Here is a 23,569-nt window from a genome sequence, read left to right as displayed (position 1 = left end):
CTTTTTGAGACTACTGAAAGGATAAAAATCATGAGCAGCATTCTGGTGACCGGCGCCGCCGGACAGCTTGGACAGGCCGTCATCCGCCACCTCCTGGAAACCTACCACGTCCCGGCCGCCAATATCGTCGCCGCCACCCGCGACGTATCCCGGCTCTCCGCGCTTGCAGCAAAAGGCGTCGAAGTGCGACGCGCGGATTTCGACGATCCCGCATCGCTTGATGCGGCCTTTTCCGGCATCGACACGCTGCTGGTCATCTCCACCGATGCGCTCATGGTCCCCGGCCTCCGCCTCAGACAACACCAAACGGCGGTGGAGGCAGCCACAAGAGCCGGTATCCGGCATATCGCCTATACGTCGATGCCAAGCCCCGACAAATCGCTCGTCAGCTTCGCACCCGATCATCTGGGAACGGAAACAGCGATCAAGGCAAGCGGCCTGCCCTACACCATTCTTCGCAATGCATGGTATTTTGACAACCACCTGCACGGTATGCCGCAAAATCTGAAAAACGGCCAGTGGTTCACGGCCCGCGGCAACGGCAGTGTCGCCGATATCTCCCGGGAAGACTGCGCCCATGCCGCCGCCGCCGCACTGCTGAAACCGGCGGAAAACCGGACCTATACGCTGACCGGGGCGGAAACATCGACGGCCGACGGTCTGGCTTCCCTGATAAGCGAGGTGACGGGCAAGTCGCTTGCCGTGGTGCAGGTCACGCCCGAGCAGCTCAAGCAGGCAATAACTGCGACGGGATTACCTGAGATCATTGCCGGCATGATCGCTTCCGCCGACGCCAATATCGCCGCCGGAAACTTCGACATCGTGACCCGAGACTTCGAAACGCTGACAGGTGCGACGCCGCAATCCGCAGCGGATTTCTTCAGCGCGCATAAATCCGCACTGCTCGGCTGAAATGCCGGCCCGTTCCACCCCGCGCCGGGAGGGGACGGGCTTTAAAACAGCGACCGTTGCTCAAGCCCGAATAGTCGAAGGCGAAACAGCCTGTTCCGCCGCGATAATCTCACGCGAAGCATCAATATCCCGCGACGGCGACAATCCGTAAAAACGGCTATATTCGCGGCTGAACTGCGACGGGCTCTGGTAACCGACACGATGGCCGGCAGTGCCGGCATCCAGCCGCTCTGCAAGCATCAGCCGGCGCGCCTCATGCAGCCGCAGCTGCTTCTGGTATTGCACCGGCGTCATGGCCGTGATCGTCTTGAAATGATGATGGAAGGACGACACGCTCATGCCGATATGCTCGGCAAGGTCTTCGATGCGCAGCTGGCGCGCGAAATTCTCCCGCAGCCAGGCAATGGCGCGGGCGATGCGGTTGCCCTGGCTGCCGGCCGCGATGATGTTCATCAGCTGCCCGCCGGCTGGTCCTGTCAGGATGCGATAGAGGATTTCCTGCTCGATCAGCGGTGCCATGGCGGCAATCTCTGTTGGACGATCGAGCAAGCGCAGCAGCCGGATCGCCGCATCCAGAAGCTCCGGCGTGGCAGCGTTGACGACGATGCCGCGCTGCGCATTCGCGGGCTCCGTCGGCGTATCGATCGGCACGCGGCGCATGAGATCGAGCAGCTTCTCGCTGTCGATGGTAAGCGCGATGCAGAAATGCGGCACCTCTTTGCTCGCCTCCACCACCCGCCACGCGACCGGCAGGTCGAGCGAGGTCAGCAGATAGTCGCCGGCGCCGTAATTGATGGTATCCGTTCCCAATTGAACACATTTCGATCCCTGTATCACCATCGCCAGACAGGGACGGTAGCTACCGTGGCACGGCGCGCTCGGCGCGGTACGCCGGCTGATGCCGAGGGATTCGATTGCCGTCTGCACCTCACCGTCACGGGTGGCATGCCGTGCGGCGATGGAGGCGATCTCCTGATAGACATTGAACGGCAAGGACATGAGGGAAATCCCTTAACTGAAGGAAGAGATGCGTTAGATGCCACTTATCTAGAAAGCCGCCGGACTTCCGCAAAGAGCATGCCCGCATATTTTTGCAGGATCGTGCAAAAAGCTCGGAGGATCGCTCTAACGCCGCCTTGCACTTCCATTGCATATTCCGCCGTCCCCAACTCCCGAAAGGATATTCAGATGGCTATTGCAAGAGGTTATGCTGCGACCGACGCGTCGAAGCCACTTACCCCGTTCACCTTCGAACGCCGCGAGCCGAACGATGACGACGTCGTCATCGATATCAAATATGCCGGCATCTGCCACTCGGACATCCACACCGTCCGCAACGAATGGAAGAATGCCGTCTTCCCGATCGTTCCCGGCCATGAGATTGCCGGTGTCGTCAAGGCTGTCGGCTCCAAGGTCACGAAGTTCAAGGTCGGCGACCATGTCGGCGTCGGTTGCTTCGTCGATTCCTGCGTTGGCTGCGCCACCCGCGATCTCGACAACGAGCATTATATGCCCGGCCTCGTCCAGACCTATAACGACGTCGATCCGTTCACGAAAACCGCGACCCATGGCGGTTATTCCGACTCGATCGTCGTCAAGGAAGGTTATGTCCTGTCGATCCCGGACAACCTGCCGCTCGATGCATCCGCACCGCTTCTCTGCGCCGGCATCACGCTTTACTCGCCGCTGCGCCGCTGGAATGCCGGCCCCGGCCAGAAGGTCGCGATCGTCGGCATGGGCGGCCTTGGCCATATGGGCGTCAAGCTCGGCGCGGCCATGGGTGCGGATATCACCGTGCTGTCTCAGACGCTGTCGAAGAAGGAAGATGGCCTGAAGCTCGGCGCGAAGGAATATTACGCCACCAGCGACGCCTCGACCTTCGAGAAGCTGGCCGGCACCTTCGACCTGATCATCTGCACGGCCGGCGTCGCCATCGACTGGAATGCCTATCTCGGCCTCCTGAAGCCCAAGGGCAGCATGGTCGTGGTCGGCGCACCGGAACATCCGATCCCCGTCCACGCCTTCGCGCTGATCTTCGGTGCGAAGAACCTGTCGGGTTCGATGATCGGTTCGATCAAGGAAACCCAGGAAATGCTGGATTTCTGCGGCGAGCACAACATCGTCTCCGAAATCGAGACGATCAACATCCAGGACGTCAACGAAGCCTATGAGCGCGTGCTGAAGAGCGACGTGCGGTATCGCTTCGTCATCGACATGGCGTCGCTCGACGCGTGAGCCTTGGATTGGGGCAAACCCGCCCCATCCGCACGCCGTCACCCCGGACTAAATCCGGGGTCCAGCCAGCCCAAGTCCTTGGGCTGAAAAACTCTTCTCGCCGCGCAGACGCGCGGCGGCTGGATGCCGGATCAAGTCCGGCATGACGGAGGAGTAGTTTGGCGCAGCTGTCATAACATAAAGGCGGGAAGCCGATGCTTCCCGCCTTTTCCTTTGCCCGCCCGACCCTCAGGCCTCGTCCTTCAGCGTCTCTTTCTGGGTAATCAGCCGCGCACTGTGCTGGCCGCTCAGATAAATCCACAACCAGCTCCACGCCACGGCAAGTCGCGAACGCGTTCCGATCAGGAAGTAGATATGGGCAAGGCCCCAGATCCACCATGCCAGCACGCCCTTGAGCTTGAACCTGCCGAAATCGATCACCGCCGCACGTTTGCCGATGGTGGCGAGATTGCCCTGATGGCTGTAGCGGAAGGGTGCAGGCGATGGTTTGCCGTCCAGCCGCGCCCTGATGACCTTTGCAACATAAGCGCCCTGCTGCTTCGCCGCGGGCGCAATGCCCGGCACCGGCTTGCCGTTTTCCTGATTGACGGCGGCCGTATCGCCGATGACGAAGATATCGGCATCGTCTTGCAGATTGAGATGAGGTCCGACGATGGCGCGCCCCGCCCTGTCGGCTGCTGCCCCTAGCCACTTCGCGGCGGGAGACGCCTGCACACCCGCGGCCCAGACGACCGTGCGGCAGGGATAATAAGTGTCGCCCACCGTCACGCCTTCATCGCTGCAGGCCGTCACCGGCGTACCGAGCAGAACCTCGACACCCAGTTTTTCGAGCGCTTCCTTGGCATAGGCAGAAAGATCCTCGGTGAAAACCGGCAGGACACGCGGGCCGGCCTCGACAAGCAGCACGCGGGTCTGGCGGGTGTCGACATTGCGGAATTCCGCCGGCAGCGCCTTGTGGGCCAGCTCGGCGATCATGCCCGCCATTTCTACGCCCGTCGGGCCCGCCCCGATGATGACGAAGGTCAGCTGCGCCTGCCGCTCCTCTTCGCTGGTGGCAAGTTCGGCCCTTTCGAAAGCCAGAAGCAGACGGCGGCGGATCGTCGTTGCATCTTCCAGCGTCTTGAGACCGGGGGCGGAACGCTCCCACTCATCGCGGCCGAAATAGGCATGGCGCGCGCCGGTGGCCAGCACCAGCGTATCGAAACCGATCACCTGACCCGAACTTAAATGCACGGACCGCGCCGCCCGGTCTATGCCGGTCACCTCCGCAAGCAGGGTCGTTACCTCCTTGCGGTCGCGGTAAAGATGGCGGATCGGCCAGGCGATTTCGGATGTCGCCAGCGCCGTGGTCGCAACCTGATAAAGCAGTGGCTGGAACAGGTGATGGTTGCGGCGGTCGATCAGTGTGATGCGGACAGGGGCCCCCTCCAGCCCATGTACCAGTTGTAAACCGCCGAAGCCTCCACCCACGACGACAACATGATGTTCTTGCATATGTCTCTGCCTTCAAAAGCTCGCGCACGGAGCATGCGCAGCCAGAGCATAGGCGAAAAAATTGACTTTGGTTATGAAATAGGCTGACCACAGGCCTGACAAAAACGCCGGACTGTTTCAGCCATGCCATATTCCAGCGCATCCGCCGTCAATCCGTGACCGATAGAAACTTCAGCCAGATAAGGAATGCGTTTCATCAGCCTGGGCAGGTTTGCGACAGTCAGGTCATGGCCGGCATTGACGGCAAGCCCGAGTGCCGCAGCATGGTCCGCCGTCTGTCCGAGCTTCTCAAGAAGCGCCTCGCCCTTTTGCGGATCGTCAAAACAACCGCCATAGGGGCCGGTGTAAAGTTCGATACGCGCCGCACCCGTTTCAGCCGCCAGTTCCACCGGCTCGCGTTCCCCGTCACCATCGGCAAACAGCGAAACCCGCATGCCGCCAGCCTTCAGGCGTCCGACGACTTCCTTCAGGAAAATGCCGTGCCTGCGAAAATCCCAGCCATGATCGGATGTCGCCTGCGAAGGATCATCCGGCACCAGCGTTACCTGTTCCGGCTGGGTCTTTTCGCAAAGAACGAGAAAATCCTCGGTCGGATAACCTTCGATGTTAAATTCCGCCTTGGGAAAGCTGTCGTCGATCAACGCGCGTAGCACCGGCAGGTCTGAAAAGCGGATATGGCGCTGATCGGGACGAGGGTGTACAGTCAGGCCGCTTGCACCCGCAGCGAGTGCCAGTTGCCCGAAATGCGCGACATCCGGCCACGGAAGATCGCGGCGGTTACGCAGCATGGCGATTGCATTGAGATTGACGGAAAGTTTTGCGGGCATGGCGTCGGGCTCCGGTTCGGAATCTGCATCCTGTTTCACGCAGGTTGACGCCGACCGCAAGGAGGCCGATAAAATTTTTTGGAACACGGGAACGAAAACACACAATACACGTTACGGTTCTTATGTAGCGTTTGGCATGATGTCTTGATCAGGAGACAGACCGTTGCGGGGGAACAAGCAACGGACGTCTTTTAAAAGCAGGCGCGCCGCCAAAGAGCGCAAAGGGGGAAACAATGCAGGATGGCCGTATGCCGTTTGAACACGGCGACGAGGACAAACCCAATCTAAGGCTCAGCAGCTTTTTACCGGACATAAGCCTGCCCTCTTCCCTGCCCGCCGAACCGGTGCCCATTGCCGATATGGCCAATATCTTCGGAGTGACCCACCGAACGCTTCATTTTTACGAAGAAAAGGCGCTGCTGACATCGAAGCGCATCGGCCAGATGCGGGTCTACACCCATCGCAACGTCCAGCGCATGGCGGTCATCAATGTCTGCCGCGAGGTCGGCATTTCGGTTGCCGCCATTACCGACATCATGGAAAAACTCGTCCGCTCCCTGTCGCAGGAAGAGGCGGACGACATTTTCCACGCCGCGCTGAGACAGCGAAAGAGAGAATTGACGGCCGAGCTTTCAACCCTTCAGCGTCAGGCACAGCAGATTGAAGAATTGCTCGTCATCGACAGCGATGCGGACGGCTTCGACGGCGCTGAACGTGGTCCGGCCAAGGACATTGCCCTCACCGATACCGAACGGAAATGTCTGGAACTGATGGCGGAAGGTTATGCGCCGGTGCGGCTCGCCCGGGCTCTTGGCCTTTCGGGCAGCGATCTCAATGCGCTTGAGGCGAAGATCATCGGCAAGTTCAGTGCCAGCAACCGCTTTCAGGCGGTCGCCAAGGCAGTCCTGCTTGGTGTTATCCGCGCATAAAAGCGTGTCGAGGAAAAGTGCATAGCGATTTTCCGCCCGGACGATGCGCAGACAAGGAGATTGAGCCAATGCCCAATCTCAACGAACGATCGTAAGCGTCTCCGCCGCGCGGGTAATGGCCGTGTAAAGCCAACGCTCACGTGAATCCCGGAATGCATAGCTCTCGTCGAAAAGAACCACATTGTTCCACTGCGAACCCTGCGCCTTGTGCACGGTCAGCGCATAGCCGAAATCGAATTCGTCGTAACGCTTGCGGGTCGACCACGGAATTTCGGTCTCGACATCCTCAAACGCCGCCTTCAGCAATTTGATCTTGGCCGCACCGCGATCCATATCGTCATCTTCAGGCCGGATCATCAGGTTGATACCGGGCTTCACCGTCTCGCGCGACGAACTCATGACCTGCCAGAGCGAGCCGTTCAGCAGGCCCTTGGCAGGATCGTTCCTGAGGCAGACCAGCTTGTCACCCGATTGCGGATAATCGGCCGAAAAACCCTTGAGTTCACGAAGCCGCTGATTGTAGCGGCGGCGCGTGCGATTGGTGCCGACCAGCACCTGATCGGCTTCCAGCACCAGTGACTGCGTCACTTCCGACTTCGAGATCACCTGCGCCGAGCCATAATCGCCGCGCATGATCTCGCGGCCCTCGCGCACATCCATGGCAAGATGGATGATGGGATTGTCCTTGGCCTGACGATGGATTTCCGAGAGAAGATAATCCGGCTCCTGCTCGGTGAAGAAACCACCACCCGATACCGGCGGCAACTGGCCCGGATCGCCGAGCACGAGGATCGGCGTGCCAAAACTCATCAGATCCTTGCCGAGCTGCTCGTCCACCATCGAACATTCATCGATGATGATCAGCGCCGCCTTGGCAAGCGGGCTCTGGCGGTTGATGGAAAACATTGGCGCGACCGAGGTCTTGCCGGTTTCCTCGTCTTCCACCGTTTCTTCGCCGCGCGGGCGGTAGATCAGCGAATGGATGGTGCGGGCATTGGTCGCCCCGCGTGAACGCAGCACCTGCGCTGCCTTGCCGGTGAAGGCCGCAAACAGCACCTCGCCATCGACATTTTCCGCGAAATGTTTGGCAAGCGTCGTCTTGCCCGTTCCGGCATAACCGAACAGCCGGAAAACCGGCGTCCGGCCTTCCTTCAGCCAGCGGGAAACAGCCTTGAGCGCTTCGTCCTGTTGCGGTGAAAATAACATGCGCCCTCATCGCAGGATTCGAGCACCCTGCGCAACAGAAAAAGAACGAAAGATGAATCGTGACACCAGAATGCGGCAATAAAACACGGCTGGTTTTTAAACCACGGCGGCTATCATGCCGCGTATGAAGATATTGATTCTCGGCGCGACAGGTTTCATCGGTTCGGAGGTGATGCGCAGCCTCCACGGCAGAGGCCATTCCGTCACCGGCCTGGCCCGCTCCGTCAGACGCGCCAAAGACAAGTGGCCTTTCGCCAACTGGATATCCGCCGATCTCGCCCGCATGACTCAAGCCCCGCACTGGGACGTGCTGGTCAGGAATCATGACGCCATCGTCAATTGCGCCGGCGCGCTTCAGGACGGTCTTTCGGATGACCTTGCAGCGACGCAGGAAAAAGCCATGCTGGCGCTTTACGCGGCGGCGGCGCAGGCGGGCGGCAGGCTGTTGATCCAGATATCGGCCCGCACGGCGGGAGCGGCAGCCGACCTGCCCTTTCTCGCCACCAAACGCCGCGCCGACGCAGCACTGGCCGCAAGCGGCCTGCCCTATGTCGTTCTCCGCCCAGCCCTCGTTGTCGGGCGCAATGCCCATGGCGGTACGGCACTGGTGCGCGCGCTTGCCAGCTTTCCCCTCATGCTGCCACTCGTCAATGGCGCGATGCCGGTTCGCACGGTCGCAGTCGAGGATGTGGCCACAGCCGTCAACGCGGCGATCAATGGTGAAATCCTGCCGGGCAGCGATCTCGAACTCGCCGCAGAAGAGCTGCTGACATTGCAGGACGTGGTCACCACGCACCGGCAATGGCTCGGCCTGCCCCCTGCCCCTGTCGTAAACCTTCCGGCTGCCTTCATGCGACCCGTCAGTCTGATGGCGGATGCCGCAGGCGCGCTCGGCTGGCGCTCGCCGCTGCGTTCAACCGCCATGACAGTCATGTCAGAAGGCATCGTAGCGGAGGATGAGGCGCGACCGAGGACGTTGTCGCTCAGGCCCCTGACGCAGACACTGGCCGCCCACTCTTCCGGCGTGCAGGACCTGTGGTTTGCCAGATCCTATCTGCTCAAACCGCTGGTCATCCTCTGCCTGTCTCTATTCTGGCTGCTGTCCGGCCTCGTACCGCTGCTGAACATCAACGGAGCTGCAGCGCATTTTCTGCCCTTCATGCCGCAGGCGCCGGCGGTCACGCTCACACTCGCCACCTGCCTCCTCGATATCGCCCTCGGCGTCACCGTCCTGCTGCGGCCGCTCGCCAGAAAGGCGCTCATCGGCATGCTGCTGGTCAGCGCCGCTTACCTTGCTGGCGGCAGCCTGCTGGAGCCGGGCCTGTGGCTCGATCCGCTCGGTCCCTTGGTCAAGGTTCTGCCTTCCATAGCCCTGACACTTGTCGCCCTTGCCACGCTGGATGAACGCTGATGACGCTTGAGGAACTGCTGCGGCTTGCCCATGTCATCGGCGCAACGGTGCTGTTCGGCACCGGCGCGGGCATCGCATTTTTCATGGTCATGGCGCGGCGAACCGCAAACCCGGCGCTGATCGCGCATGTGGCAGGCACCGTCGTTATCGCCGATACGATCTTCACCGCCACGGCGGCGATCATCCAGCCGGTGACGGGCTATCTTCTCGTGCGCATCATCGGCTGGCCGCTGACCGAAGGCTGGATCGCCCTTTCGCTTGGCCTTTATGTCTTCACCGGCATTTTCTGGCTGCCGGTGGTGTGGATCCAGATCCAACTGCGCAATATCGCCAGAGACTGCGCCGCCACGGGACAGGCCCTGCCAGCGCAATGGTTCCGCCTTTACCGCATCTGGTTCGCCTGCGGTTTCCCCGCCTTCTTCGCGGTCCTCGGCATCATCTGGCTGATGCTCACCAAACCGGATATCACCCTGTTCGGCTGATGCCGCTCAATGGGCCGCCTGCTTTTCGACAAGCTGCGCCAGCTGCTCCGCAACCGTGTTCCAGCCATCGAAGAACCCCATCTCCGCGTGCTTGTCGCGATCCACAGAGTTTCTGTGCATGGCATAGGCCACATATTCCATACCCTCCGGGTGATCACGGAAAGTCATCACGGCGGTGAGGAACGGGCGGGCGGAGGGGCGAAAGCCGGAGGTCAGCGCATCGGTGAAAACCAGACGCTCGCCGTCATCCACAGCCAGGAAACAGCCACTGATATGGTCACCGAATGCCGCGCCATCCTCGCTGTAGCGCGTCTCAAAAGCGCCGCCGGGGTGAAGCTCCATTTTCTCGATGCGGCACTGGCCGGGATGTGGCACCCACCATTGTTCAAGGCTGTTCTTGTCCACCCATGCATTCCAGACAAGCCGGCGCGGCGCCCTGATGATGCGTGAAATCTTCAGGTCGAGATCGGGATTGAAAGTCTCGGTCATTGGTCATTCTCCCCTTTTCCTGACGCTCTATCCTGTTGCGCCATGACGAATTGTTCGAGCCGGTCCGTGCGGCCTTCCCAGATGGCGCGCTGTTGCGACAGCCAGCCATCCAGCATGGAAAACCGCTGTTTCTCCAGCGTGCAGAACCGCACCCGGCCCTGCTTGCGGGTGACGATCAGCCCCGCCTCTTCCAGCTGGCGGATATGTTTCATGAAGGACGGCAACGCCATGTCGAAAGGTTCGGCCAGCGTTCCGATGCTCGCTTCCCCACCGCCCAGCCTCAGGATCACCGCCCTGCGGGTCGGATCGGCAAGAGACTGGAAGATATCGTCGAGCGCGTCTGAATAGTTTTCCATAAGGCTAACTATCACGATAAGATACTTAGCTCAATGGATAAGTTTTAAAATCGCAAAAATCGTGTCGCGACAGGGAATAAACCCGCCGCCTGCGGTGTCTCTTGATCTGTTGGCGGCAAAGCCCGCCCGAACCAAGGAGGATATGTCCATGAAGATCCGCTTTATCGTTCCCGCCCTCATTCTGGCTTTTGCCGGAACGGCCTATGCGGCCCCGGCGGTCGAAACGGTCAAGACCGACAAAGGCAATGTACTTGCCGGCGAAAAAGGCATGACGCTCTACACTTTCAAGAACGATAAGAAGGGCGTATCCAATTGTTATGACAAATGCGCGGTGAACTGGCCGCCGTTTTTCGCAGCCACTGGCGCCAAGGCCGAGGGGGCCTATACGACCGTGACGCGCAAGGACGGCAAGATGCAATGGGCAAAGGACGGCATGCCGCTCTATTACTGGGTCAAGGACATGAAAAAAGGCGACGCCACCGGTGACGGTATGAACGGTGTATGGGATGCCGCAAAACCCTGATGGCATGAATGGCAAAACGCGGGGGAGCCTCTCCCCCGCAGCCGGCACCTTCGAAGCGGAGGTTCTGGCGCTGATACCCATGCTGCGCCGTTATTCCCGCAGCCTTTCCCGCTCGGATGCAGATGGCGAAGACCTTTTGCAGGACTGCGTGGAAAAAGCGCTCGTCAATAAAAGGCAATGGCGCGGAACGGGTTTGAAATCATGGGCTTACACGATAATGACGAATCTTTATCGCAACCGCCACCGCGCCGAGAAACGCCACCCGTCCGAAAGCCTTGATGGCCATGAGACCATCGCCGTCACCGATCAGCTATCCGATACGCTGGAGAATGATCGGCTGCACGGCGCGCTCGCGCTTCTTTCGCCTGATATGCGGGCGGTTTTGATGCTGGTGACGGTGGAAGGCTACAGCTACCAGGAGGCGGCCGAGATGCTATCGATCCCGCTCGGCACCGTCATGTCCAGACTGTCCCGCGCCCGCGAAACCCTTCGCCAGCAGTTGGCGGCGGACAATATCATTCCCCTGCGGAGACCACGATGAAACGGCCCGATGCCATAACCGAAGACGACCTGCACGCCTATGTCGACGGGCTTCTTTCCGACGATGACCGCGCGGCTGTCGAGGCGTGGCTCGCAGAAAGACCTGAAGAACAGGCCCGCGTGCGGGACTGGAAACAGCAGGCCGACATTCTTCGCAATGCCTTCGCTTCCTACGCCGCCGCCCATCCGCACGACGCATCGATGCTCAGCCCACCAAAACCGGACCGTACCTGGCGGCTGAAACCGGCTATTGCCAAAATAGCGGCCGCCCTCATGATCTTTGCTGCGGGCGCCGCAGCTGGCCGGCTTCTGCCGCCATCCGCCTCCACACCGCAGGACGTGACGCTGGCGTCGTTGACGACGGATATTCCGGCACAGGCAAAATCCGCCTATCTCATCTATGCAAGCGAAGTGCGCCACCCCGTCGAAGTTGGCGCGGGAGAGCAGCAGCATCTCGCGACATGGCTCGGCAAGCGGCTCGGTTATCCCTTTGCGATCCCTGATCTTTCCAGGATAGGATACGATCTCGTCGGCGGGCGTCTCATCCCCGTCAGCGGCAAGCCGGGCGCGATGCTGATGTATCAGGACAAGACGGGCCGCCGGGTGACGGTACTGATCGGCCATAATGAGGAAAACCGCACCACCAGTTTCCGCATGGCAAGCGCCGACGGCATCGAGACTTTCTACTGGATCGACAACGAACTCGGTTACGCGGTGTCGGCCGAACTGACACGCGACGAGGTGCAGGCAATCGCCGAGGAATGTTACCGGCAATTCCCCACGTGAAGGCTGTTATTTCAGCATTGGCCAGAGGCTGATGACGAGCAGCACGGCCATGGTGATATTGAACCATTTGAGCCGGACCGGCACGGACAGCCAGTCGCGCAGCGCAGAGCCGAAACCTGCCCAGGTGGACACGCTGGGAAGATTGACGGCGGCGAAGGCCACGCCAACCACCAGAACAGTGACGAAATATTGCGCCTCGTTGGTGTAGGTCGCCATTGCCGTCACCGCCATTACCCAGGCTTTCGGATTGACCCACTGAAAGGCTGCGGCGGCAAGGAAGCTCATCGGCCGCGATGCGGCCGTTCCTTCATTCAGGCTGCGGGAAGTGCCGATCTTCCAGGCGATCCAGACGAGATATAGCCCGCCGGCGAATTTCAGCCCGGTATAGAGCAACGGCACGGAATGCAGCACCGCACCAAGGCCAAAACCGACGCCGATCAAAAGCGACAGAAACCCCGCGCCGATACCCAGCATATGCGGGATGGTGCGGCGGAACCCGAAATTCACGCCTGACGTAAACAACATCATGTTGTTCGGGCCGGGCGTGATGGACGTGGTGAAGGCAAACAACACCAGTGCAGCGAAGGTTTCAACGGTCATGGTTTCTCCTGTGAAAGAGACCCTAGCCACACGACCACTATCAAACCAGCCCGGCAGACCGATGGCCGGGGTCAATTTTTTTGATGGATCGATCCCGCCCGTGCCGGGTTTGAGAAGTCGGCACAAAGGGCTATTCTCCCCCGACAACCGCTGGAGCGAAACAATGTATGACGACATTCCTTCCGTTACCCTGCCATCCGGAAAAGAGGTTCCAGCCCTTGGCCTTGGCACCTGGAACATGGGAGAAAACAGATCGTCGGCGCCTCAGGAGATCGAGAGCATCCGCAAGGCGATCGATCTTGGCATGACGCTGATCGATACGGCCGAAATGTATGCCGATGGCCGATCCGAAGAGGTGGTCGGCACGGCAATTGCCGGCCGCCGTGACGACGTGTTTCTGGTCAGCAAGGTCTATCCGTGGAACGCCAGCGACAAAGGCACGGTGGAGGCCTGCGAGCGCAGCCTTGCAAGGCTCGGCACCGATCATATCGATCTTTATCTGCTGCACTGGCGCGGCGAGCACCCGCTGACCGAAACCGTGGCGGCTTTCGAAAGACTGAAGAGCGACGGCAAGATCGGCGACTGGGGCGTCTCCAATTTCGATACCGACGACATGGAAGAACTTTTCGCGGTTCCCGATGGCAAAAACTGCGCCGCCAATCAGGTACTTTACAACCTGTCGCGGCGCGGCCCCGAGTTTTCGCTGCTGCCCTGGTGCCAGGAGCGCGGCGTGCCGCTGATGGCCTATTCGCCCATCGAGCAGGGCCGCATCCTGAAGAACCACGAACTCATCCGCATCGCCAAGGCCTATCAGGCGACGCCGGCGCAACTGGCACTGGCCTTTCTGCTGGAAAGAGATGGCGTCATCGCCATCCCGAAATCCGCCAGCGCCTCCCGTGTGGAAGAGAACCGCGGCGCGACCGATCTTGAAATAACCGACGAAGACTGGACGGCCCTCGACGCCGCCTTCCCGGTGCCAACGCGCAAGACAGCCTTGGAAATGCTCTGAGAGAACATGGCCTTAAGAGGCGTTCCGGAATCAGGTGCTGAAGCGGTTGAATCGAAATATGAGAACCAGATCGATACCGCGCGTGCACAGAAACCGGCAATGACGGCGCGGCAAACCGCGCCGTCCGGTAGATGCGCTACCCCGTTCTATGATGGTATGCGGTGCTCATAGTCTTTCTTGAGTTCCAGCCATGTATCCCAGAAGGGGCCTGGCTCTTTTTCCTGAAGACGGGCGGCGAGAATATCGAGATGCGTGTGCCAGCCGGCGCTGATATTGAGTTTGCTATTCCGATCCCCCAGCCGGCGGTGGATGAGCGTCAGAAGCACCTGCTTGCCCAAAGCCTGAAGCTCGATCGAAACCTCAGCGCCCTCACCCCAAGTGAAGACGAGGCGATGTGGCGGAACGACGGTAATGATGCGCGAGGCCATCTTGTGTTCTTCCGAAAAACCTTCCGGGCGGTGACCCGGCGGATCGGAAAGCTCGTCATTGCGCCAGACCAGTTCGAACGGTGCATCAGGCGCAAGTTTCATTTCACCGGAGGCCAGCCAGCGGCGGCGAAGCTCGCTTTGTGTCAGAAAGGCCCAGACCCGGTCGATCGGCCCCGGCAACAGCCGTTCGATCTTCAGCGTCGCGGGTTCGACAAGTTGGCCATAGGCGTCAGGCACTGCAATATCAGTCATTGTCATTTCCTCCATCTGCAGGGGATTTTCCCTGATCTTCCTCCCTGAGCATCTGCTCAAGAATATCGAGGCGGCTGTTCCAGAACTGCCGGTAGTAATCCAGCCACTCCTGCGCGTTTGCCAGAGGTTCCGGCGCCAGGTGGCAGATATGGGTGCGCCCCCTCACCTCCCGGCGGATAAGCCCGGCATTCTCCAATGCCTTGATGTGCTTGGAGGCTGCTGCAAGCGAGATGTCGAACGGCGCGGCCAACTGGGTGACCGTCCGCTCGCCACGGGAAAGCTCGCGCAACATCGTGCGCCGCGTCGCGTCGCCAAGAGCATGAAAGACAGTGTCGAGTTGTGGAACAGATAATTCAACCATGTTGTTGAATATAGGCTGCCGATCCAGAAAGTCAACCATATGGTTGAATATAAATCCCACTCACGGAATGCACTGGAATAGCGACGGCAAACCGCGGGCCAAACGGCTGGCAACAGCAGATCGAGCTTTCGGGACGCTATCGGATTGCGAGAAACTCCATTGCCAGCCGTGTCGGCTTTGAAATGTAGACATCGAATTGCAGGAGTGAAACATATGCGCGGGTGCACACCAATATATAAAAGTTCTAATAAGCATAAAGCAATGCAAACAAAAACGTAGATTGATTAGATTGCGCGATTTATATTTACAAGAACGCAACCGGAATGCGTGATGATACTGGAATATTCATCAGGATCACCAGTATTATGATCGGGAAATATACCAACCAGATGCAAGCGGCCATCCTTTTGGACGGCGACATCGCCTCCTCACCATTGCCGGACCTGGCCAAGCAGTTCCAGACCGTGTTCAATCGGCTCGGTATCGGCCTGACGTGCCCCGCAATATCGCCGGCTTATGTGCAGATGTTCGGGCCGAACGATCTCCAGATCGCTGTCGAGTTCATGACGGGTCCGGCGGATCATGGCGTTTTCGCCCCCACTCTTGGCTCCCCAATCTCGAACATGCTTGTGCCCGATGCCGCAGAACGGATCCGGCGTCACAAAGCCCATATACTGGTCTATGTCCAGCACGGTGTGTTTGGCGGAGTGATGCAGGAAAAGGGTATTGCTGACCTGTTCAACCAGATCGGCATGCACCAGCCGGGCCATTCGCTTGCCGAGTTTCTCGAGCGGATCAGGGCTCTGTCGATCGCCTGCGAAACGATCTGCGCAAGCACACCGGCGCGCCTTGTCCACTGGACGCAGAGCAACATGGTGTTTCCTGCGGAGAGTTTCACAACATTTGTGGAAGAGCCGATAGGCCCGCTGACAGTTCATCCCCGCATTTACAGTGAAGCGCCGCCGCGAGGCACCACGGAACAATGCATCGGCATTCACACTCTGGGAGCAGCAGACTATATTGGGCGGGAAATCCATATGGAAGCCGCGCCGGTTCCCTGGACGGAGCTATATGCGGGCGCCTTGAGTTTCATCAAAATCGCGACCCATAAAAACGGCTATATCATCCCCGATAACGACACCTTCGGGATAGAAGACGATTCCGTTTCCTTCCGAGTTCGCCATGTCGAAGCGAACGCCGAACAAGGCCTACCAGATCACTACCAACTAACCCTTCGATATTCCCGCGAACATGGCTATACGACGCAGGATGCCAAACGCCGGCTGGCGGTTCCGGGTGGCGTCAACGGCGTTGAACGGCTGATCGGCACGGCAACGCCGGAAGCACGGGCCGAACTTCGCAAAATGCGCGAAAGCGAAGCGCTTGCCGAAGGTATAGGCGGCCGTCTCGTCGTGACCCGGCCTGCGGATGAGCCACCGCAGCCTTCCGGTCGGAGCGGAACCGCACGCATCATTCCTTTTGGAAAACGCACCGGACGGTAGTTGGAAAAACAAAAGCCCGCGACATAGCGCGGGCTTGAATAATTCCGGGGCACTTGCTTCGAGTACGGGGCTTACATCCCCTGAGAGCCACGGTTCATCGCGGCAATACCCGTGCGGCAGATCTCGATCAGGCCGAGTGGCTTGATGATGGCGACGAACTGGTCGATCTTCGACGACTTGCCGGTGATTTCGAAGATGAAATGCTCGACAGTCGCGTCCACCACCTTGGCCTGAAACGCATCGGCAAGGCGCAGCGCTTCGGCGCGAACTTCGCCCGTACCAGCCACTTTGATCAGCGCCACTTCGCGCTCGATCGGCCGCTCCTGTCCCAGTTCGCGGGCGCGAACGGTGAGGTCGAGAACCCGGTGCACCGGCACGATGCGCTCAAGCTGCGCCTTGATCTGCTCCAGTACGATCGGTGTGCCGCGCGTGACGATGGTGATGCGCGACAGATGCGCCTCGTGTTCCGTTTCCGAAACCGTCAGGCTTTCAATGTTGTAACCCCGGCCGGAAAACAGGCCGATGACCCGGGCGAGAACGCCCGGCTCGTTGCTGACGAGAACCGACAGCGTGTGATTTTCGACAGCAGCCGTTTCCTTCTGGATGAAATAGGCGGAGCCGGTGGGTTGTAGGTGTGCGTTCATGTCCTTTTCCTCTCCCGGCTCAGACTAGCTGGCGGCCCTTGGCGTCAATGGCGTTGGCAACAGCTTCATCCGTCGCCTCATCCGGCAACAGCATCTCGTTATGGGCTTTACCAGACGGGATCATCGGGAAGCAATTGGCAAGATTGGCAACGCGGCAATCGAAGATGACAGGCTTGTTGACGGCAATCATCTCGGCGATCTTGTCGTCCAGCTCCTTCGGGTCGTCGCAATACATGCCGACCGCGCCATAGGCTTCCGCCAGCTTGACGAAATCAGGCATGGCTTCGGTATAGGAGTTGGACAGACGGTTGCCGTGCAGCAGCTGCTGCCACTGCCGCACCATGCCCATATACTGGTTGTTGAGGATGAAAATCTTCACCGGCAGACCATACTGGATGGCGCAGGACATTTCTTGAATGCACATCTGGATCGAGGCATCACCGGCAATGTCGATGACCAGCGCTTCGGGATGTGCGACCTGCACGCCGATGGCCGCCGGAAGGCCATAACCCATGGTGCCAAGACCGCCCGAGGTCATCCAATGGTTCGGCTCCTCGAAGCCGAAGAACTGTGCCGCCCACATCTGGTGCTGGCCGACTTCGGTCGTGATGTAGGTGTCGCGTCCCTTCGAAGCCTCATAAAGCCGCTGCAAGGCATATTGCGGCATGATGACGTCTTTGGAATTCTTGTAGGCGAAGGAATTGCGGGCGCGCCAGCGCTCGATCTGCGACCACCAGTCGGCCGTCTGGGCTTTCTCCGGCTTCTTCGGCAAAGCGCGCCACAAGCGAACCATATCTTCCAGGACATGGCCGACATCACCGATAACAGGCACATCGACACGAACCGTCTTGTTGATCGAGGACGGGTCGATATCGATATGGATCTTCTTGGAGTTCGGCGAAAACGCATTGATGCGACCGGTAATCCGGTCGTCGAAGCGCGCGCCGATGCAGACCATGACGTCGCAATCATGCATCGTCATGTTGGCTTCGTAGGAACCATGCATGCCCAGCATGCCGAGCCAGTTCTTGCCGGATGCCGGATAGGCGCCGAGACCCATCAGGGTCGAGGTGATCGGGAAACCGGTCAGCTCGACCAGTTCGCGCAGCAAACGGGTGGCTTCCGGGCCGGAGTTGATAACGCCACCGCCAGTGTAAAAAACCGGCTTTTTCGCCTTGGACATCAGCTCGATGGCGGCGTGAATGGCATTGAGATCGCCCTGGACCTTCGGCTTGTAGCTCTTCTGCTGAACGGCGGCAGAGGGCGGCGTGTAGGTGCCGGTGGCGAACTGGATGTCCTTCGGAATATCGACAACGACGGGACCGGGGCGACCGGTCTGCGCGATGCGGAAGGCTTCATGGATAATGCCCGCCAGCTCGTTGACGTCCTTGACCAGCCAATTGTGCTTGGTGCAGGGGCGCGTGATGCCGACGGTATCACATTCCTGGAACGCGTCGGAACCGATCAGCGATGTCGGAACCTGGCCGGACAGGCAGACGAGCGGAATGGAATCCATCAGCGCATCCTGCAGCGGCGTTACCGCATTGGTGGCGCCGGGACCCGAGGTGACGAGCATGACGCCAACCTTGCCGGTGGAGCGGGCATAACCTTCGGCAGCGTGGCCGGCGCCCTGCTCGTGACGCACGAGAATGTGCTGAATGTCTTCCTGCTGGAAAATCTCGTCATAAATCGGAAGCACGGCGCCGCCGGGATAACCGAAGATGTGCTCGACGCCATTGTCCTTCAGCGCCTGGAGCACGATCTCCGCACCTGTCATTCGATTGCTGTTTTCCGTATTGTCCTTATCCGTCATTGCCTGTTTCCATCCCGCTTTGGCTTTGGATATCGAGGAGCCCGAGGGCCTGTTTGAAGACATAAAAAAAGGCCCCTTAAGGAGCCTCGTTCAGCGCATGGGTGCTTTCGCCGGATGGTTACACCATCCTGCCCATGCGCCGTCCCACCACGATAAGTACGTTAAGATTTTTCATGGGCCGGAGTGTTAGCCACAAAAGCCCCAGCCGTCAACGCATATTGCGGAAAAAATCGGCGACCGCTTCTTTTATTACTTAAAACCCCCAGTCGACGAAATTTTCGAAAGCAATTGATACACCTGTTGTTAAATATAATCTTTTATTATCGAGGGCGCAGGTACTGCCCGAACCACCGCGATCATCCGCATGTCCCGGGATAAGATGTGAATAATAACGAGTTTCATAAAGCGTCCGGCATGGACGAAACCGAACGGCGATCCGCTCTGCAACCGGCAGACCGCATGCTTGGCCGCGTCATCGCCTGCGACGGCGCCCATGCCACCATCGCCGCGGAAACGGAACCGGGCTCCACCGATGTTGCGCAACTCTGGTCCGTCGGACGGCTGATCTCCATCGAAATGGGCACGAGCCGTGTCGCGGCCCTCGTCTTCGCCATGCGCACCGATGAGAGACAATGGTCCTCGGACAGGTCGAACAGGTTGCTGATCGACGTCGAACTGATGGGAGAGGTTTACCGCACCGATGACGGCAGCGAACGGTTTTCCAGCGGTATTTCGCGTTATCCCTATCTTGGTGCCGTGGCCCACCGCATCCGCACCGGCGACCTTGCCAGGATCTACGACAGCGGCAAGCGTGACAGCTGCATCATCGGCAAGCTGACGCAGGATGATACGATCGGCGCGGCCATCAATATTCCGCAGATGCTTTCGAAGCATTTCGCCGTCGTCGGTTCGACCGGGGTCGGCAAGACCACTGCGGTTTCCCTGCTCTTGAACAAGGCAATCGAGACGGACCCGAAACTGCGCGTCCTCATTCTCGATCCGCACAACGAATTTGCAGCCGCTTTTCCCGATCATTCGGTTGTCATCGATACCGATACGCTCGACCTTCCCTTCTGGCTGATGCGCCTTGAGGAATTTGCGGAAGTGGTTTTCCGTGGCCGCAAGCCTGTGCCGGAAGAGATGGACGTTCTGCGTGACGTCATACCCGAGGCGAAAAAGGCATTTCGCGGCACGGATGGTTCCGCCGTCCGCCGCACCTCCGACAAGAGCGCGATCACACCGGATTCGCCTGTGCCCTACCGCATGGCCGATCTTCTGGCTTCCATCGACGAGCGTATCGGGCGGCTGGAAGGACGTGGTGAAAAGCCGGCGCTCCGTTCCCTGAAAAGCCGCATCCTCTCGGCCATCAACGATCCGCGCTACAATTTCATGTTCTCCAGCAATACGATCAGCGACACCATCCTGGAGACGGTGGCGCATATTTTCCGTATTCCCGGGGAAGGCAAGCCCATTTCAGTGTTCCAGCTCTCGGGCATCCCCTCCGAGGTGGTGAACTCGGTGGTCTCCGTTCTCTGCCGCATGTCGTTTGAGCTGGCGGTGCTGGCGCGCGGCTCGCTGCATATGCTTGTCGTCTGCGAAGAAGCCCACCGTTATGTTCCTGCCGACCCCGAGCGCGGCTTTTTCCCGACCCGGCAGGCGATCGCCCAGATCGCCAAGGAAGGCCGCAAATACGGCATTTCGCTCGGCGTCATCAGTCAGCGGCCCAGCGAACTGGATCAGACCATCCTGTCGCAATGCTCGACCGTTTTCGCCATGCGGCTGTCAAACGAGATCGACCAGAAGATCATTCTGTCGGCCGTGCCCAACGCCTCGGCCTCGACCACCAGCTTTCTGTCCTCCATTGGCAATGGCGAAGCCATCGCTTTCGGTGAGGCAGTGGGTGTGCCGATGCGCATGCGTTTTGACCGTGTGCCGACAATCAAATTGCCGAAGGCAAGCGGCACGGTCAGCCACGTACCGCATGAAACACCCGATACCGTCGATCTCAACACCATTGTCACCCGCATGCGCGCCACCGCCCGGCCGGTTATCACCGGCTTCCAGCAAAGTGTCGAAGCGGCCTTTTCCGATCTGCCGGAATCGCTGGTGGCGCCCGGAGAAGCGGACGATATCGATCGCTGGAAGCGAGAATTGGGAACACCCGCAGCGGAGGGCTATGAGCCCTACCGCCCGGACATGCTGCCCGGACGCACAGCGCCACCGCCACAAAACCCGGAGAGGATGGACAGCGCCTCCGGTGCCGTCAACGACTTGCGCCGGGCCGGTTTCCAGATGCAGACGCAAAATGGTCCCCCGCCAGCCGATACACGCCCGTCGCTGCGCGAAAGCCTCCTGAAAAAGCCGCTCGGCAGCCTCTATCGCAAGGACTGATGCCAGCCTTCAGGGCTGGATACGCGTCCAGTCCTCCCCCATCTGGTTGCGGAACCAGGTCATCTGCCGTTTGGCATATTGGCGGGTCGCAGCGGCTGATTTTTCGATCACCTCCGCCTCGCTCATGCGTCCGGTCAGCATCTCGGCGATCTGGGAAACGCCGATCGCCTTCATTGCCGTCGCATCGGGCGCGAGCTTGAGAGCCAGAAGCGCCTCCACCTCCTCCACCGCGCCGCTTTCCATCATGGCCTCGAAACGACGGTTGATGCGGTCATGCAGCACCGGCCTGTCAGGCAAAACGACGAATTTCTGCGCCCGGTCGGGATCAACGATCACCGGGCCGCTGGCTTTCTGGTAATCCCGGATCGATTTTCCGGTCGCTTCGATCACTTCCAGCGCCCGGACGATCCGCTGGCCATCTCCTGGCTGCAGAGCCTCTGCCATTTCGGAATCGCGTCGCGACAATTCCGTGTGGAGAACCGCCGGCCCTTCTTCAACCAGCCGGCCGCGCAGCCTGTCGCGGATTTCGTCCGGGATGACAGGCATATCTGACAGTCCCCCGGTCAGCGCCTTGAAATAAAGCCCCGTGCCGCCGACGATGACGGGAAGACGTCTCTGCCCCCGCAGATCCGAAAGCAGCATTGAAATATCCCGCAGCCATTCACCCGTGGAATAAAGGCTGCTCGCCGGCACATGGCCGTAAAGCAGATGCGGCACGCCCTGCATTTCTTCTTCCGAAGGCCGGGCGGTCAGCACCCGCAGCGTGTCGTAAACCTGCATGCTGTCGGCATTGATGACGACGCCATTCCGCTCCCGCGCCAGACGAAGCGCAAGCGCGGACTTGCCGCTTGCCGTCGGGCCGGTTATCAGGATCGCATCAAAATTCTCATCAAGGTTTTTCATCATGGCTCTCGTTGCCACGCTTATCGCCAATCCGTCAAATCCTGTTCTTACACCGGCCCTCGGCGAAGCCGCCGCAAAGGCCGTCAATGCGTCAGGTCTTTACTGGCTGGCGGATGGTGTCGCCTGCGATATCGCTTTGCCTTCCGGCACCAGTGCCGAAGAGGCCCGCAACGCGATTGCCGGCGCGCTGACTGGCCAGCCGATCGATATCGTCATCCAGGAGCAGGACCAGCGCCGCAAGAAACTGCTGATCGCCGATATGGATTCGACCATGATCGGCCAGGAATGCATCGACGAGCTGGCCGCCGAAGTCGGCCTGAAGGACAAGGTCTCCACCATCACCGCCCGCGCCATGAATGGCGAGATCGCTTTTGAGCCGGCGCTCCGGGAACGCGTGGCGCTGCTGAAAGGCCTGCCGGTTTCGGTCATCGACGACGTCATCGAAAAGCGCATCACGCTGACATCAGGCGGCAAAGAACTGATCGCCACCATGAAGGCCAAAGGCTATTACACCGCGCTGGTTTCCGGTGGCTTCACGGTTTTCACCGGCCGCGTCGCAGCGATGCTCGGTTTCGATGAAAACCGCGCCAATCTGCTCGGCGAAGCCAATGGCGAGCTTGACGGCACCGTTGCCGAACCCATCCTCGGCAAGCAGGCCAAGGTGGATGCGCTGAACGACATCGCCGCAAAGCTTGGCATCTCTCCGGAAGAGGCGATGGCCGTCGGCGATGGCGCCAACGATCTCGGCATGCTGCATCTGGCCGGCGCGGGTGTTGCCCTGCACGCCAAGCCCGCCGTGGCGGCCGAAGCACAGATGCGCATCGACCACGGCGACCTGACCGCGCTTCTTTACATTCAGGGTTACCGCAAGACGGATTTTGTCACTCCATGATCATCCGCGAAACACCAAGGCTCATTCTGCGCGAGTGGAAGGAGAGCGACCGCGACCTGTTCCGCGAAATCAACGCAGACGAAAAGGTCATGGAGTTTTTTCCCTTCCGTCGCAGCCACGCGGAAGCGGACACCGTACTGGAAACCATCAACGGCATGATCCGTGGCAGCGGTTATGGCTTCTACGCCATGGAACTGCGCGAAACCGGCGAAGTCATGGGTTTCTGCGGCATATCGCCCGTCATGAACCTCGATCCGCCTTTCCCGCTCGGCACCATGGAGATCGGCTGGCGGCTTGCCACCCGCTTCTGGGGCCACGGCTACGTCACCGAAGCTGCACAATCGCTGCTCGTCATGGCCTTTGATGAAAAGGAAACGCCGGAAATCGTCTCCTTCGCCGTCCACGACAACCACCGCTCGACCCGTGTGATGGAGCGCATCGGCCTGAAGCGGGACCCGTCACGCGATTTCGATCATCCGCGTGTGCCCGATGACACCCATCCGCATCTGCGTCCGCATGTGACCTATGCGCTGACGCTGGCGGAATGGCGGGAACGGCAGTTGCAATAACGCCCTTCCCGCCAG

25 protein-coding genes are annotated in these 23,569 nt (G+C 59.8%); 13 read left to right on the top strand and 12 right to left on the bottom strand.

What is annotated here, in order from left to right; genetic code table 11:
* Positions 1–27: 27 nt before the first annotated feature.
* Entirely contained in the window at positions 28–912 is an 885-nt protein-coding gene (locus tag M0412_RS02765; protein WP_269703283.1) for an SDR family oxidoreductase, read from the top strand.
* A 60-nt stretch (positions 913–972) separates the two neighbouring features.
* Here the strand turns inward: M0412_RS02765 and M0412_RS02760 are convergent, their stop codons facing one another.
* Entirely contained in the window at positions 973–1,911 is a 939-nt protein-coding gene (locus M0412_RS02760) for an AraC family transcriptional regulator (protein WP_269703037.1), read from the bottom strand.
* 189 nt (positions 1,912–2,100) lie between these two features.
* Here M0412_RS02760 and M0412_RS02755 point away from each other — a divergent pair, with 189 nt between their 5' ends.
* Positions 2,101–3,147, top strand: a complete 1,047-nt coding sequence (locus M0412_RS02755; protein ID WP_142840213.1) for an NAD(P)-dependent alcohol dehydrogenase — start codon at positions 2,101–2,103, stop codon at positions 3,145–3,147.
* A gap of 228 nt (positions 3,148–3,375) precedes the next feature.
* Here M0412_RS02755 and M0412_RS02750 read toward each other — a convergent pair whose 3' ends face one another.
* The gene (locus M0412_RS02750) at positions 3,376–4,641 is read right to left on the bottom strand and encodes an NAD(P)/FAD-dependent oxidoreductase (protein WP_269703039.1); all 1,266 of its coding nucleotides are present in this window, start codon (positions 4,639–4,641) and stop codon (positions 3,376–3,378) included.
* Between the two features lie 71 nt (positions 4,642–4,712).
* Positions 4,713–5,468: a pyridoxine 5'-phosphate synthase gene (locus M0412_RS02745; RefSeq protein ID WP_269703041.1), complete on the bottom strand. Its 756-nt coding sequence runs from the start codon at positions 5,466–5,468 to the stop codon at positions 4,713–4,715.
* A 233-nt stretch (positions 5,469–5,701) separates the two neighbouring features.
* Here M0412_RS02745 and M0412_RS02740 point away from each other — a divergent pair, with 233 nt between their 5' ends.
* The gene (locus tag M0412_RS02740; protein ID WP_269703043.1) at positions 5,702–6,397 is read left to right on the top strand and encodes a MerR family transcriptional regulator; all 696 of its coding nucleotides are present in this window, start codon (positions 5,702–5,704) and stop codon (positions 6,395–6,397) included.
* A gap of 78 nt (positions 6,398–6,475) precedes the next feature.
* On the opposite strand, the gene M0412_RS02735 is transcribed toward M0412_RS02740, so the two are convergent.
* Positions 6,476–7,603 carry an ATP-dependent RecD-like DNA helicase gene (locus tag M0412_RS02735; RefSeq protein WP_046798120.1) on the bottom strand — a complete coding sequence of 376 codons (1,128 nt, stop codon included), beginning with the start codon at positions 7,601–7,603 and terminating at the stop codon, positions 6,476–6,478.
* A 124-nt stretch (positions 7,604–7,727) separates the two neighbouring features.
* Between M0412_RS02735 and M0412_RS02730 the strand changes: the two genes are divergently transcribed.
* Together M0412_RS02730 and M0412_RS02725 are read left to right on the top strand one after the other, a co-directional pair.
* On the top strand, positions 7,728–9,014 hold the full coding sequence (locus tag M0412_RS02730; RefSeq protein ID WP_269703285.1) for an SDR family oxidoreductase: 1,287 nt from the start codon (positions 7,728–7,730) through the stop codon (positions 9,012–9,014).
* The gene (locus M0412_RS02725) at positions 9,014–9,496 is read left to right on the top strand and encodes a DUF2269 domain-containing protein (protein ID WP_269703047.1); all 483 of its coding nucleotides are present in this window, start codon (positions 9,014–9,016) and stop codon (positions 9,494–9,496) included. Before M0412_RS02730 ends, M0412_RS02725 begins: the two co-directional genes overlap by 1 nt.
* A 6-nt stretch (positions 9,497–9,502) precedes the next feature.
* Here the strand turns inward: M0412_RS02725 and M0412_RS02720 are convergent, their stop codons facing one another.
* Together M0412_RS02720 and M0412_RS02715 are read right to left on the bottom strand one after the other, a co-directional pair.
* Positions 9,503–9,985, bottom strand: coding sequence for an SRPBCC family protein (locus M0412_RS02720; RefSeq protein WP_269703048.1), 483 nt, complete (start codon positions 9,983–9,985; stop codon positions 9,503–9,505).
* A complete protein-coding gene (locus M0412_RS02715; protein WP_269703050.1) occupies positions 9,982–10,341 on the bottom strand; it encodes a helix-turn-helix transcriptional regulator in 360 nt (119 codons plus the stop codon). Before M0412_RS02715 ends, M0412_RS02720 begins: the two co-directional genes overlap by 4 nt.
* Positions 10,342–10,483: 142 nt before the next feature.
* Here M0412_RS02715 and M0412_RS02710 point away from each other — a divergent pair, with 142 nt between their 5' ends.
* From M0412_RS02710 to M0412_RS02700, 3 genes are read left to right on the top strand one after another with little or no spacing between them, the layout of a single operon-like run.
* Positions 10,484–10,864, top strand: coding sequence for a hypothetical protein (locus M0412_RS02710; RefSeq protein WP_142840220.1), 381 nt, complete (start codon positions 10,484–10,486; stop codon positions 10,862–10,864).
* Positions 10,848–11,405, top strand: a complete 558-nt coding sequence (locus M0412_RS02705; RefSeq protein WP_161991236.1) for an RNA polymerase sigma factor — start codon at positions 10,848–10,850, stop codon at positions 11,403–11,405. The genes M0412_RS02710 and M0412_RS02705 overlap by 17 nt, the downstream gene beginning before the upstream one ends.
* The gene (locus M0412_RS02700) at positions 11,402–12,190 is read left to right on the top strand and encodes an anti-sigma factor (protein WP_269703053.1); all 789 of its coding nucleotides are present in this window, start codon (positions 11,402–11,404) and stop codon (positions 12,188–12,190) included. Before M0412_RS02705 ends, M0412_RS02700 begins: the two co-directional genes overlap by 4 nt.
* A gap of 6 nt (positions 12,191–12,196) precedes the next feature.
* Here the strand turns inward: M0412_RS02700 and M0412_RS02695 are convergent, their stop codons facing one another.
* The gene (locus M0412_RS02695; protein WP_269703055.1) at positions 12,197–12,790 is read right to left on the bottom strand and encodes a LysE family translocator; all 594 of its coding nucleotides are present in this window, start codon (positions 12,788–12,790) and stop codon (positions 12,197–12,199) included.
* 163 nt (positions 12,791–12,953) lie between these two features.
* Here M0412_RS02695 and M0412_RS02690 point away from each other — a divergent pair, with 163 nt between their 5' ends.
* Entirely contained in the window at positions 12,954–13,799 is an 846-nt protein-coding gene (locus M0412_RS02690; protein ID WP_269703057.1) for an aldo/keto reductase, read from the top strand.
* A 146-nt stretch (positions 13,800–13,945) separates the two neighbouring features.
* On the opposite strand, the gene M0412_RS02685 is transcribed toward M0412_RS02690, so the two are convergent.
* Positions 13,946–14,479, bottom strand: coding sequence for an SRPBCC family protein (locus M0412_RS02685; protein WP_269703059.1), 534 nt, complete (start codon positions 14,477–14,479; stop codon positions 13,946–13,948).
* Positions 14,472–14,840 carry a helix-turn-helix transcriptional regulator gene (locus M0412_RS02680; protein ID WP_269703287.1) on the bottom strand — a complete coding sequence of 123 codons (369 nt, stop codon included), beginning with the start codon at positions 14,838–14,840 and terminating at the stop codon, positions 14,472–14,474. Before M0412_RS02680 ends, M0412_RS02685 begins: the two co-directional genes overlap by 8 nt.
* A 365-nt stretch (positions 14,841–15,205) precedes the next feature.
* On the opposite strand from M0412_RS02680, the gene M0412_RS02675 reads away from it, so the two are divergent.
* The gene (locus tag M0412_RS02675) at positions 15,206–16,342 is read left to right on the top strand and encodes a hypothetical protein (RefSeq protein WP_269703060.1); all 1,137 of its coding nucleotides are present in this window, start codon (positions 15,206–15,208) and stop codon (positions 16,340–16,342) included.
* A gap of 71 nt (positions 16,343–16,413) precedes the next feature.
* Here M0412_RS02675 and ilvN read toward each other — a convergent pair whose 3' ends face one another.
* Positions 16,414–16,986 carry an acetolactate synthase small subunit gene (gene ilvN / locus M0412_RS02670; protein WP_003507555.1) on the bottom strand — a complete coding sequence of 191 codons (573 nt, stop codon included), beginning with the start codon at positions 16,984–16,986 and terminating at the stop codon, positions 16,414–16,416.
* A 19-nt stretch (positions 16,987–17,005) separates the two neighbouring features.
* The gene (locus M0412_RS02665; RefSeq protein WP_269703068.1) at positions 17,006–18,799 is read right to left on the bottom strand and encodes an acetolactate synthase 3 large subunit; all 1,794 of its coding nucleotides are present in this window, start codon (positions 18,797–18,799) and stop codon (positions 17,006–17,008) included.
* A gap of 381 nt (positions 18,800–19,180) precedes the next feature.
* Here M0412_RS02665 and M0412_RS02660 point away from each other — a divergent pair, with 381 nt between their 5' ends.
* On the top strand, positions 19,181–21,190 hold the full coding sequence (locus M0412_RS02660; RefSeq protein ID WP_269703070.1) for an ATP-binding protein: 2,010 nt from the start codon (positions 19,181–19,183) through the stop codon (positions 21,188–21,190).
* Between the two features lie 9 nt (positions 21,191–21,199).
* Here the strand turns inward: M0412_RS02660 and miaA are convergent, their stop codons facing one another.
* The gene (gene miaA, locus M0412_RS02655; RefSeq protein WP_269703071.1) at positions 21,200–22,096 is read right to left on the bottom strand and encodes a tRNA (adenosine(37)-N6)-dimethylallyltransferase MiaA; all 897 of its coding nucleotides are present in this window, start codon (positions 22,094–22,096) and stop codon (positions 21,200–21,202) included.
* Between miaA and serB the strand changes: the two genes are divergently transcribed.
* Positions 22,095–22,985, top strand: coding sequence for a phosphoserine phosphatase SerB (gene serB, locus M0412_RS02650; RefSeq protein WP_269703072.1), 891 nt, complete (start codon positions 22,095–22,097; stop codon positions 22,983–22,985). The two genes, miaA and serB, sit on opposite strands and share 2 nt — an antisense overlap.
* Positions 22,982–23,554, top strand: coding sequence for a GNAT family N-acetyltransferase (locus M0412_RS02645; RefSeq protein WP_269703074.1), 573 nt, complete (start codon positions 22,982–22,984; stop codon positions 23,552–23,554). Before serB ends, M0412_RS02645 begins: the two co-directional genes overlap by 4 nt.
* Positions 23,555–23,569 lie beyond the last annotated feature (15 nt).

The sequence above is a fragment of the Agrobacterium sp. O3.4 genome, from assembly GCF_041414895.1.
In the GTDB taxonomy this organism is placed as follows: domain Bacteria; phylum Pseudomonadota; class Alphaproteobacteria; order Rhizobiales; family Rhizobiaceae; genus Agrobacterium; species Agrobacterium cucumeris.
This window is presented reverse-complemented; position numbering and strand designations above follow the sequence as displayed.